The 11,778-nt window shown below is 62.2% G+C and carries 10 protein-coding genes and 1 tRNA gene; 7 read left to right on the top strand and 4 right to left on the bottom strand.

Annotated features, from left to right (window positions below):
- The first annotated feature begins 25 nt into the window (after positions 1-25).
- Positions 26-1,003 carry a GMP reductase gene (locus C8C99_RS21225; RefSeq protein ID WP_108626809.1) on the top strand — a complete coding sequence of 326 codons (978 nt, stop codon included), beginning with the start codon at positions 26-28 and terminating at the stop codon, positions 1,001-1,003.
- Positions 1,004-1,033: 30 nt separating this feature from the next.
- Here the strand turns inward: C8C99_RS21225 and C8C99_RS21220 are convergent, their stop codons facing one another.
- Positions 1,034-1,915 (bottom strand): alpha/beta hydrolase, encoded by an 882-nt coding sequence (locus C8C99_RS21220; RefSeq protein WP_056646457.1) that lies wholly within the window; start codon positions 1,913-1,915, stop codon positions 1,034-1,036.
- A gap of 210 nt (positions 1,916-2,125) precedes the next feature.
- Here C8C99_RS21220 and C8C99_RS21215 point away from each other — a divergent pair, with 210 nt between their 5' ends.
- The 3 genes from C8C99_RS21215 (at position 2,126) to C8C99_RS21205 (ending at position 4,713) form a co-directional block, all read left to right on the top strand.
- A complete protein-coding gene (locus C8C99_RS21215) occupies positions 2,126-3,010 on the top strand; it encodes an NAD(P)-dependent oxidoreductase (protein WP_108627258.1) in 885 nt (294 codons plus the stop codon).
- A gap of 82 nt (positions 3,011-3,092) precedes the next feature.
- Positions 3,093-3,168: transfer RNA gene (locus C8C99_RS21210), tRNA-Lys, on the top strand.
- A gap of 312 nt (positions 3,169-3,480) precedes the next feature.
- Positions 3,481-4,713: a multidrug effflux MFS transporter gene (locus C8C99_RS21205; RefSeq protein ID WP_056646458.1), complete on the top strand. Its 1,233-nt coding sequence runs from the start codon at positions 3,481-3,483 to the stop codon at positions 4,711-4,713.
- A gap of 12 nt (positions 4,714-4,725) precedes the next feature.
- Here C8C99_RS21205 and C8C99_RS21200 read toward each other — a convergent pair whose 3' ends face one another.
- From C8C99_RS21200 to orn, 3 genes are all read right to left on the bottom strand, one after another.
- The gene (locus tag C8C99_RS21200; protein WP_082576947.1) at positions 4,726-6,195 is read right to left on the bottom strand and encodes a diguanylate cyclase domain-containing protein; all 1,470 of its coding nucleotides are present in this window, start codon (positions 6,193-6,195) and stop codon (positions 4,726-4,728) included.
- Between the two features lie 144 nt (positions 6,196-6,339).
- Positions 6,340-8,220: a DEAD/DEAH box helicase gene (locus tag C8C99_RS21195; protein WP_056646462.1), complete on the bottom strand. Its 1,881-nt coding sequence runs from the start codon at positions 8,218-8,220 to the stop codon at positions 6,340-6,342.
- Between the two features lie 310 nt (positions 8,221-8,530).
- Complete coding sequence (gene orn, locus C8C99_RS21190) at positions 8,531-9,124, bottom strand: oligoribonuclease (RefSeq protein ID WP_056646642.1); 594 nt, start codon at positions 9,122-9,124, stop codon at positions 8,531-8,533.
- Between the two features lie 37 nt (positions 9,125-9,161).
- Between orn and C8C99_RS21185 the strand changes: the two genes are divergently transcribed.
- From C8C99_RS21185 to rsgA, 3 genes are read left to right on the top strand one after another with little or no spacing between them, the layout of a single operon-like run.
- On the top strand, positions 9,162-10,469 hold the full coding sequence (locus C8C99_RS21185) for a M48 family metallopeptidase (RefSeq protein ID WP_056646646.1): 1,308 nt from the start codon (positions 9,162-9,164) through the stop codon (positions 10,467-10,469).
- Positions 10,466-10,804 carry a 4a-hydroxytetrahydrobiopterin dehydratase gene (locus C8C99_RS21180; protein WP_056646464.1) on the top strand — a complete coding sequence of 113 codons (339 nt, stop codon included), beginning with the start codon at positions 10,466-10,468 and terminating at the stop codon, positions 10,802-10,804. The genes C8C99_RS21185 and C8C99_RS21180 overlap by 4 nt, the downstream gene beginning before the upstream one ends.
- Positions 10,805-10,816: 12 nt before the next feature.
- On the top strand, positions 10,817-11,761 hold the full coding sequence (rsgA, locus tag C8C99_RS21175) for a ribosome small subunit-dependent GTPase A (RefSeq protein WP_056646466.1): 945 nt from the start codon (positions 10,817-10,819) through the stop codon (positions 11,759-11,761).
- Positions 11,762-11,778: the final 17 nt, after the last annotated feature.

Raw genomic sequence — 11,778 nt, 5'->3', positions numbered from 1 at the left:
GTCCCTTTATGGAGCTTGGAATCTCATGGAAATCTTCGACTACGACAACATCCTGCTGCTGCCCCGCAAGTGCCGCGTGGAAAGCCGCTCGGAATGCGACGCCAGCGTGGAGCTGGGCGGCCGCCGCTTCCGCCTGCCAGTGGTACCGGCCAACATGAAGACCGTGGTGGACGAAACCATCTGCACCTGGATGGCTCAGAACGGCTATTTCTACGTCATGCACCGCTTTGACCTGGACAACATCCAGTTCGTCAAGGATATGCATGCCAAGGGCTGCTACGCGTCGATCTCTCTGGGTGTGAAGCAACCCGACTACGCCACCGTGGACCAGTTGGTGGCACTGGGCATCACGCCCGAATACATCACCATCGACATTGCCCACGGCCATGCCGACAGCGTGAAGAACATGATCGGCTACCTGAAAAAGCATCTGCCCCAGTCGTTCGTGATTGCAGGCAACGTGGCCACGCCCGAAGCCATCATCGACCTTGAAAACTGGGGCGCCGACGCGACCAAGGTGGGCGTGGGCCCGGGCAAGGTGTGCATCACCAAGCTCAAGACAGGTTTTGGCACGGGTGGTTGGCAGCTGAGCGCGCTCAAGTGGTGTGCCCGCGTGGCCACCAAGCCCATCATTGCCGACGGCGGCATCCGCAGCCATGGCGACATTGCCAAGAGCATCCGCTTTGGCGCCAGCATGGTGATGATTGGCTCGCTGTTTGCCGGCCACGAGGAATCGCCGGGCAAGACGGTGGAAGTGGACGGCGCGCTGTTCAAGGAGTATTACGGCTCGGCCAGCGACTTCAACAAGGGCGAATACAAGCACGTCGAAGGCAAGCGCATCCTGGAGCCCATCAAGGGCAAACTGGCCGAAACACTCATCGAGATGGAGCAGGACGTGCAAAGCTCCATCAGCTATGCGGGTGGCACCAAGCTGATGGATGTGCGCAAGGTCAACTACGTGATCCTGGGCGGCGACAACGCAGGCGAGCACCTGCTGATGTAACCCCACACCCGAGCCCAGATCAACGCGCGGTCAGGCCCGCAGCAGGTTCTGCGCCATGTGGTGCAGGTCGTGGCCTGGCTTGGCCAGGGCATCCACGACGCTGAAATGGTTCAACCCTGGCAACGCCACGCTGCGGGGCACAAAATGGCTCCCCCACGCGTCCTGCATGAGCTGGTTCTGCCGCAAAAATTCGGGGCTTTCATCGGCTCCGACAGCGCAATACAGCGTGCCGGTGGGTGGCTCCAGCAAACGCGCGGGACTGCATTGCAGCACCTGCTGCTCGGTGAGCTTCAGCACAGACTGGTACATGGGCGTGTGCATGATGGGCTCCAGGTCATGCACACCTGAAATCGACAGTGCGTTACGCACCAGCCCATTGGGCAGTCCCTTGCCAATGAGAGGCCATACGCTGGTGAGCAACAAGGCCGCCAGCTGCCCGCCGGCAGAATGCCCCGCTACCGTGATCCGCTTGGGGTCGCCACCATGGGCGGCAATTTGGTGCCACACCCAGCCCAGCGCTTTCTCCATCTGCCGTGCGATATGAGGGATGGTCACCGGCGCCTCTGGGGTGCCCGGGCACAGCGCGTAGTTCACCACCACCACACAAAACCCCGCCTGGGTAAAGGGCGGAGCAATGAACGAATGATCGGATTTGTCGAGGGACCGCCAGTAGCCGCCGTGGATGAACACCAGGACCGGCACCGGCCCACCGGTGGCGCGGGCCGAGGGAAACACGTCCAGGGTTTCACCCAAACCTGTTCCATACGCGACATCCAACGCGCAGGGAATGTTGGCACGTACCTGGGCGGAGTCTCGTGCCCAGCGCTCAAAGTAGTCCATGTGGTCTGGGACCAGGGCACGGTTGTTGTACATGCGCTCCAGCCAGGCAGGGTCGTACAGGGGCAAGGTCATGGGCAAGGGTCTCCGAGTTGTGTGGGCGGCCTTCGGTGCCATACCGCGGCCCGGCCAACAGGCTCGGCAGACGCAGTAACGGCGCTGGCGCTGCAGAATCATCTGGCCAATCGCTGTGCGCTGCAAGCTCCGTGACAGACTGCAGCGCCAAAAAGGCACATGATGGCAACAGAGACGCTCTTGAACTCCTTTCCCAAGAAGAACAACGCCATGACTACCACTCCGCTTCGTATCGCTGTTCTTGGCATTGGCATGATGGGGTTGCCCATGGCTAGGCGCCTCAGCGAAGCAGGCCACCAAGTGCACGCATGGAACCGCACCCGGGCCAAGGCAGAGCCGCTGGCGCAATGGGGTGTCACTGTGCACAGCATCCCAGCCGATGCCGTCAAGGACGTGGACCTTGTCATCAGCCTGCTCGAAAACGGCCCGGTCGTGGGCCAGGTCCTGTTTGAACTGGGCACCGCCCAGGCGATGCGCCCAGGCGCTCTTTTCATCGACATGGCCTCCATCCAGCCCAGCGAGGCCCGCGACCATGCGGCCCGCTTGGACGAGCTGGGCCTGGCCCACCTGGACGCACCGGTGTCGGGCGGCACTGTCGGCGCCGAAGCGGGCACCCTGGCCATCATGGCCGGTGGACGGCCCGAGGATTTCGCCCGCGCACAACCCGTGTTTGCTTGCCTGGGCCGCGCCACGCATGTGGGCCCTCACGGAGCCGGGCAATTGGCCAAGCTGGCCAACCAGATGATTGTGGGCATCACGATCGGCGCTGTGGCCGAGGCCCTGCTGTTTGCCGCCAAAGGCGGTGCTGACATGGCCAAGGTCCGTGAGGCGATCAGCGGTGGCTTCGCCGACAGCCGCATCCTGCAGCTACATGGCCAACGCATGGTGGACCGCGACTTTGCGCCCCGGGGTCGCATGGCCGTCCAGTTGAAGGATATGCGCAACGCGCTGGCTACCGCGCGCGAAACAGGTTTCGACGCCCCCATCACGGCCCTGTTCGAAGCGCTGTATGCCGAGGGCGTGGACCACGGCCTGGGCGAACTGGACCACAGCGGCCTCTTTGTCGAGCTGGCCAGCCGGAGCGCGATGCAATAATTTTTGGGCGCTAGTTGCAAAGGTCGCAAAAACTAGTGCATAATTCGAGGCTCTGCAGCAATGCAGACGAATTCAAAGATTTGGGTTCTTAGCTCAGTTGGTAGAGCAGCGGACTCTTAATCCGTAGGTCGAGTGTTCGAGTCACTCAGGACCCACCAAATCAAAGCCGCAAGGCACAAAAAACCTGCTATTCACAAATAGCAGGTTTTTTTGTTTCTAGCTCGCTTGCGACAGCCCGAGGACCCTGGCCTATCGCCGCCGGCGCTACCCGCCCTCCTCAGGCTTATCTTTGCAACGCCCCCTCGCCCAGAACTCTTTACGAAGAGTGCAAGGCTTGATGCTCCGCAGCGCTCACCCGCCATGGGCCGTGTATGTCCCGCATAATCCCCATGCAACCGGCACCGGCCTGCACAGCGTCAGAGGCCGATGCCCCGAGGGTGCCCGACTCTCACCCCATCCCATCGTCACCCATGAACCCACAAGCCCATTTGCTCTGGAAAGCGCCCCGCTGGGCGCTGGCGATTCTGCTGGCAGTGCTGGGCATGCTGGGGCCCTTTTCCATAGACACCTATATTCCTGCGTTCTCGGGCATCGCCGCGGCGCTGGGAGCCACGCCGGTAGAAATGCAGCAGACGCTGTCGGCCTACCTGTTTGGCTTTGCGTTCATGAGCCTGTTCCATGGAGCGCTGGCGGACAGCTTCGGGCGCAGGCCCGTGATCTTGTGGGGCATCGCGGTGTTCACGATCGCCTCCGCCGGGTGCGCACTGTCGCAGACGATCGGACAACTGGTCTTTTTCCGCGCGCTGCAAGGTTTGTCCACGGGAGCGGGCATCGTGGTCTCCCGCGCGGTGATCCGCGACATGTTCCCCCCGGCACAAGCGCAGAAGGTCATGAGCCAGGTCACTATCTACTTCGGAGTGGCCCCGGCGATTGCACCCATCATCGGGGGCTGGCTGTTCGTCCACACCGGGTGGCACAGCATCTTCTGGTTTCTGACCCTGGTAGGGGTCGCCCTGTGGACCGCCAACTTTCGGCTGCTGCCCGAGACCCTGCATGTGGAGCAGCGCCAGCCCTTCCATGTGCGCCACCTCATGCGCGGGTACATGCAGCTGGGCACCAGCGCACGCTTTGTGCTGCTGGCGCTGGCCAGCGGTGTGCCCTTCAATGGCATGTTCCTGTACGTGCTGTCGGCCCCCGCCTTTCTGGGGGAGCACCTGTCGCTGGCACCCACGCAGTTTTTCTGGTTTTTTGCGCTCACCATCTCGGGCATCATGGGCGGTGCGTGGCTCAGTGGACGGCTGGCCGGACGGATTCCACCCAAGCGCCAGATCCGCCACGGGTTCGTCATCATGTTTTCGGTGGCCGTGTTGAATTTGGTCGCCAATCTCCTGTTCACCGCCCATGCCTGGTGGGCCCTTGCGCCCATTGCGGTCTTTTCTTTTGGCTGGGCGCTGATGGTGCCCGTGGTGACGCTTCTGGTGCTGGACCTCTACCCGGAGCGACGGGGCATGGCCTCGTCCATGCAGGCGTTTGTCGGCTCTTCGGCCAACGGGCTGGTGGCGGGCCTCATTGCACCGCTGGTGATGCACTCCACCGTTTTGCTGGCGCTGTCATCATTTCTGATGTTGTGCATTGGCATGCTGTCCTGGATCTTTCTGCACCATCGCTGGCCCGAGATCGGCCGCACGCCGGTCAACCTCTAATCAAGGCGCGGATCAGGGACTTGGCTGCCGCCGGTCCACGTTCTTTTGCTGGTAATAGCGATTCTTTTCCGCATACATCGCCTGGTCTGCGCGGTGGATCGCAGCCTCCACCGCGTCGCCAGACGGGCAACAGGCAATCCCCATGGCCAGGCTCAAATGCTGGCCAGGGTAGAACTGGTTGTTGAGTTCGAGCATCGACAAAATGCGCTCCTGCAGAGCCATAGCCCCGCGTTCATCCGTGCCAGGCAACAACACCGTGAATTCGTCCCCCCCTATGCGAGCGGCGCACGCTGGGGCGTCCACAGCCTTGGCCAGCACCTCGCCCACACGGCGCAGCATGGAGTCCCCCGCCGCATGCCCCTGCTCATCGTTCACCCCCTTGAGACCATTGAGGTCGATGGCGATGATGGACAGCGGCCAAGGGCCCTTGCGGGTCAGGCGATTGAGCTCTTCTGCGTAAAAGGCGCGATTGCGCAATTGCGTGAGCACATCATGCTTGCCAAGGTACTCCAGATAAGCCTCAGCCTTTTTGCGCGCCGTGATGTCCACCAGGGACAGGAGTACCAGGCCCCAGTCCCTCATGTGGTCAGCCAGCACCGAGAACTGCATGTGGATATGCACCGCATCGCCAGACAAGGCGTAATTGACCACTTCGCGTTGCTGGAAGGTCTTGCCCTCCCACAGGTCCAGCAACTGCTCTGCAAAGGACTCGTGCATCTCCCCGCGGAACACCCGGCCAATGTTGTTCAGCAGCATCTCCTTGCTCGCCGCACCGAACATGCGCAAGGTCTGCTGGTTCACGTCGATGACCCGGATTTCGTGCATGCAGCGCGTCACAAACTCGGGGTGCACCCGGATGAAAGTCTTGAAGTCGTCGATGCCCTGTGCGCGCACGCCGTCGAGCAGGCTTTTGACCGCGCTGAAATCCTCCACCCACAACGACACAGGCGAATGTTCGAACAGGTCACGCGCATACTGCTCGCTGCGGCGCAGCTCGGCACCTGCGCGCACGGTGGCGGTCACGTCCTCCAGTGACACCAGCACCCTGCTCCAGTTGTCCTCATAGCCCGGCAAGATGCGCGCGCGGATCTGCACATCGAGCCGCCGCCCGTCGAGCGCGTAATTCACCGTCTGGTTTGAAAACTCCAGCTGCCCGTCCCAAAGCTGCGATAGCTCGTGCGCCACCGCGTCGTGCATGTCGTCACGGAACACCTTGTCCAGATTGGCCTCCAGAACCTGCTGGTTCTCGGCAGCAAACAGGTCCAGCGTGCGCTGATTGACCTTGAGCACCTTGAGTGCGGCACTGCAGGCCCGCAGGCGGGCCGGGTCCTGGGACAGGTGCGCGCGAATATCCGTCACACCCTCAGCGCGCCACTGCTCAAAAAGCTGTTTGAGTGCGCTGTAGTCCTCCAGCCAGAGTGACACTGGTGCCAGCCCGAACATGTGCTCAAAGTCCGCACCCGAAGATAAAGAAGACGACACAGCAGATTCCTCCGGCGGCCATTATTGACGAGCCACCGCTCACAATCTGGGACTGTCAAGGTATCGGCCATGAAAAAAGGCTGGCACCTTGCAGTACCAGCCTTGACAACAGGGGCGGCGCTAGCGCCACCAACCTATCAACGATCAGCGAGCCGGGCGAGCAGGACGCTTGCGAGCGTCGTGGGCCACAAACGGCTTGCTACCGCCACCTGCAGGCTTGGCAAAAGCAGGCTTGCGGGGAGCGAAATCACCGCGCGGTGCACCCGCATCGCCACGGGGAGCAAAACCGCCACGGCCTGCGTCACCAAAGCCGGGCTTGCGACCGTAGCCTTCGCCATCGCGGCGCTGTGCAAAACCACGATCGCCACCACGGTCATCGCGGCCAGCAAAACCACCGCCTTCACCCCGGGCCGGAGCGCCACGGTTGTCACGACCTGCAAAGCCGCCGCCAAAACCGCCACCGAAACCACCACGGTCATTGCCACCGCGTGCGGGACCACCGAAACGGCCACGCGACTGGTTGTCACGGTTGTCGTACGAGCGGCCCGGTGCACCACGGCCACCACCGAAGTCACCACCACGGGGTGCCTGCGGCGCGCGCTGCGAGGGCTCCATGCCCGGAATCACTTCGGCCTTGAACTGCTGGCGGCTGTACGACTCAATGTCGTAGATCTTGCGGCGATCGCGAAACTCGGCAAATGTGATGGCCAGGCCATCGCGGCCCGCACGGCCGGTACGACCGATGCGGTGGGTGTAGTCCTCGGCCTTCATGGGCAGGCCAAAGTTGAACACGTGGGTGATGGTAGGCACATCAATGCCGCGTGCCGCCACATCGGTGGCCACCAGGATCTGCACCTGGCCGGCGCGCAGGGCCATCAAACGGCGGTTGCGCAGACCCTGGCTCAGGGCGCCATGCAGTGCCACGGCGGAGAAACCGTCTTGCTGCAGGTCGTTGGCCAGGCCATCGCACTCCACCTGGGTGCTGGCAAAGACGATGGCTTGGTTGATCGTGGTGTCACGCAGCCAGTGGTCCAGCATCTTGCGCTTGTGCTGAGCATTGTCGGCCCAGTACAGCACCTGCTTGATGTTGGCGTGCTTCTCTTGCGGAGAATCGATGGTCACCTTTTGCACCGACGAACCACCGTCGTGCATCACACGCATGGCCAGTTGCTGGATGCGCGGCGCGAACGTGGCGCTGAACATCATGGTCTGCTTGCGCTGGCTGGTCAGCTGGTTCAGCTCGGCCAGGTCATCCGAGAAGCCCAGGTCAAGCATGCGGTCGGCTTCGTCAACGACCAGGAACTGCACCTTGTCGAGCTTGATCTGCATCGAGCGCTGCAGGTCCAGCAGGCGGCCAGGAGTCGCCACCACGAGGTCGGCGTTCTGCAGCTTGGCGATTTGCAGTTGGTAAGGCATGCCACCCACCACGTTGGCCACGCGCAGGCCGCGGCAATGCTTGACCAGGTCGATGGCATCGTGCGCAACTTGCTGCGCCAGTTCCCGAGTGGGGCACAGGATCAAGGCGCCGGGGGTGGCCGCCTTGAAATTGCGCGAGCTGGTGGGGTCCTTGCGCTTGGGGCGCTTGGGAGCGGGTTCGCCGCGAGCAGCGGCTTCGGCCGTGGCACGCTCAAACGCAGCACGCTCCTCGGCTTCGGCTGCCGCTTGCTGGTTGATCAGCGTGTGCAGTACGGGCAGCAGAAAAGCAGCCGTCTTGCCGGAGCCGGTCTGGCTGGAGACCATCAGGTCGATGAACTTGGTGGCATCGTTGCCACCGCCCATGGCCAATGGAATGGCTTTGAGCTGCACACCCGTGGGCTGGGTGTAGCCCAGATCAGCCACGGCCTGCACAAGCTGAGGAGCCAGGCCGAGCTCGACAAAGCCATTGGGCTCTGCGGTCACAGCGGCGTCCGCTTCAGCGGCCACGGCCACTGCAGCATCGAGAGGGGAAGACTGCACGGAAATGTCGGCAGCAAAAGAAGTCTCTGCAGGCGCGAATTCGCCCTGCACCAAAGAGGTGTCGGTCATGATTTTTCTCTCACGAAGACGGTCGCGGGCGCAGCCCACGATTGGCTTCGTCAAATGGTTAAAAAACATCAACCATCAAACGAAACCTGCGCTGGCTCAGAAAAGGCCGGAGCGGGTGGGCGTTTTTCGCCAGTCCTGCACTGTCGATAGACAGTCGGCTGACAAGCCCGGTGTGTGAGGGGAGATGCACAATCTGCGAGGGATTCCTGCGCAGCCAACGATTATCGCACGATTAAGGGTTTGCCCGCAATACCCCTCGAATGAGCCGCGCGGCAGCAGCGTCAATCACGCAGCCCCCGCGCCCACCAACTCAGTCAGCCTTCACGTCCACCGACAGCAAATGAGTGCGGTAATGGGCCAGCTCTTCAATGGACTCGTGCACGTCGGCCAGCGCCGTGTGCTTCTGCGCCTTCTTGAAGCTGGTGTAGGCCTCAGGCTTCCAGCGCTTGGCCAGCTCCTTGAGCGTGCTCACATCCACGTTGCGGTAGTGAAAGAAACGTTCAAGCTTGGGCATGTAGCGCACCAGGAAACGCCGGTCCTGGCCGATGCTGTTACCACACATGGGCGCGGTGCCCTTGGGCACGTACTGGGCCAGGAAAGCAAGAATCTTCTGCTCGGCCTCCTCTTCGGTCACCGTAGAGGCCTTCACTTTGTCGATCAGGCCACTGCGGCCGTGCGTGCCCTTGTTCCAGGCATCCATCTTGTTCAGCAATTCATCCGACTGATGAATGGCAAATACGGGGCCTTCGACACGCGGTTCCAGGCTCGGGCCAGTCACGACCACGGCGATCTCCAGCAAGCGGTCGGTATCGGGCTCAAGGCCGGTCATTTCACAGTCCAGCCAGACGAGGTTCTGGTCGGATTTGGCAAGCGCGGGCGGGGTGGGGTTGTTGGCTTCTGACATGGCGCGCATTGTCGCCGATGACCTAAACTCGCCGCACATGCCCACATCCGACGACCTTTCCCCCTCTTTGCTGCTCACTATGGCCTTTGCTGCCGCGCTGTTGCTGGGCCTGGCACTCAAGTTCTGGCTGGCCACGCGCCAGATCCGGCATGTGGCACGTCACCGCGCGGCGGTCCCTGCGCCGTTTGCCGAACGCATCTCCCTCGCTGCTCACCAGAAGGCTGCCGACTACACCGTGACCAAGGCGCGCCTGGGCATGCTGGAGCTGACGCTGGGCGCTGCAGTGCTGATGGGCTGGACTTTGCTGGGCGGCCTCGACACATTGAACCAGGCGCTGCTTGCCGTGCTGGGCGGCGGCATGTGGCAACAGATGGCATTGCTGGTGGCCTTTGCCGCCATCAGCGGCCTGATCGACCTGCCCCTGTCGCTGTACCAGACCTTTGTGGTGGAAGAACGGTTTGGCTTCAACAAGATGACCTGGCGCCTGTGGGTGGCGGATGCGCTCAAGGGCCTGCTGGTAGGCGCAATCATTGGATTGCCCATCGCCGCGCTGATACTCTGGTTGATGGGCGCTGCAGGCCCACTGTGGTGGCTGTGGGCCTGGTGTTTCTGGATGGGTTTCAACCTGCTGCTGATGGTGATCTACCCCACCTTCATCGCACCGCTGTTCAACAAGTTCCAGCCGCTCGAAGACGAATCGCTCAAAGCCCGGGTGACGGCGCTCATGCAACGTTGCGGCTTCTCGGCCAAGGGCCTGTTCGTCATGGACGGCAGCCGTCGCAGCGCCCACGCCAACGCCTACTTCACGGGCTTTGGTGCCGCCAAGCGCGTGGTGTTCTACGACACCCTGCTGCGCCAGCTGGCCCCCGGCGAGGTCGAAGCCGTGCTGGCCCATGAGCTGGGCCACTTCAGGCACCGCCACATCGTCCAGCGCGTCGTGATGATGTTTGCGCTGAGCCTGGCAGGCTTCGCGATGCTGGGCTGGCTCTCCACCCAAGTGTGGTTCTACACCGGGCTGGGCGTACGGCCCAATATTTCGTTGGACCCAGCCATGGCAGCTGCCCCCAATGATGCGCTGGCGCTGCTGCTGTTCATGCTGGTCGTCCCGGTATTCACCTTCTTCATCTCGCCGCTGTTCTCGCAGCAGTCGCGCCGCCATGAGTTCCAGGCAGATGCATATGCCGTGGCCCAGGCCAGCGGCGCCGATCTGTCGTCGGCCCTGCTCAAGCTGTATGAAGACAATGCCTCCACGCTCACACCCGATCCGGTGTACGTGAAGTTTTACTACTCGCATCCACCCGCCACAGAACGTCTGGCGCGCATGCAAACCCCTGCCCACCCATGACCACCATGTTGAAGAAAAAAGACTGGTCCAAGTTGACCCGTCGCGCCCTGACAGCGACAGAAGTAGTAGCGAACCTCGCCAAGCTGGAAGGCTGGAGCCTCAGCGGCGACGGCGCCAACGTCGCCATCGAGAAGACCTACCACTTTGCCAACTACTACGAGACGATCTCGTTCGTGAACGCACTGGCGTTCATCGCCAACGCGCAAGACCACCACCCCGATCTGTCGGTGCACTACAACCGCTGCGTGGTGCGACTGAACACTCACGACGTGCACGGCATCTCCAGCACCGACTTCGAGTGCGCCACCCAGTTCGACGCACTGGTCGCACTGTGACGCAGGCCCACCATGGCTGAACGCAGCGCCCTCATGGAAGGTACCGTGGTGGCCAGCCATGGGCGCCACTGCATGGTCGAAACCCCGGATGGCGCACGCCGCATCTGCCACCCCCGCGGCAAAAAAAACCAGGCCGTGGTGGGCGACCATGTGCTGTGGCAGGCACCGCCGCCCGGCCAAGGTGAAGAAGGTACGATCGAAAAGGTCAAGGAACGACGCAACCTTTTCTACCGCCAGGACGAAATCCGCACCAAATCCTTCGCCGCCAACCTGGACCAGGTACTCATCCTCATCGCTGCGGAGCCCGTGTTTTCCGAAAGCCAGCTGTCCCGCGCACTGATTGCGGCGGAAGCCGAAGGCATCAAGCCCATCATTGCTCTCAACAAGAGTGATCTGGTCGAGCCCTTCGCCCGCGCCTGGGAGCGCCTGCTGCCCTACCGGCACATGGGCGCAGGCAAACACTACGGCGTGCTACCGCTATCGCTGGCACTGTCCAGCGATGTGGACCGTGCCCTGCTGATGGAACACCTACAAGGCAAGACCACGCTGGTGCTCGGCCCCTCGGGGTCGGGCAAAAGCACGCTGATCAACCTGCTGGTGCCCGGTGCTTCTGTGCTGACGGGCGAGATCTCGCAGGCGCTGAACTCTGGCAAGCACACCACCACCAGCACCCACTGGTACTGGATGGATGCAGCGCGCACCACGGCGCTGATCGACTCGCCAGGGTTCCAGGAATTCGGGCTGCACCACATCGCCCCCATGCAACTGGCCGCCTGCATGCCCGACATCGCCGAGCATGCCACCGACTGCAAGTTCTACAACTGCACCCACCTGCATGAACCGGGCTGTGGCGTATTGGATGCCGTTAAAAATGGCCCAAGTGCTGGAGGGATAAGCCCCTCACGCTACAAAATATATAGTGACCTGTTTGAAGAACTGAGCCACACCCGGTATTGATTCACGCCTTGCGCAGC

This window comes from Acidovorax sp. 107, from assembly GCF_003058055.1.
Taxonomy (GTDB): Bacteria; Pseudomonadota; Gammaproteobacteria; order Burkholderiales; family Burkholderiaceae_C; genus Acidovorax.
This window is presented reverse-complemented; position numbering and strand designations above follow the sequence as displayed.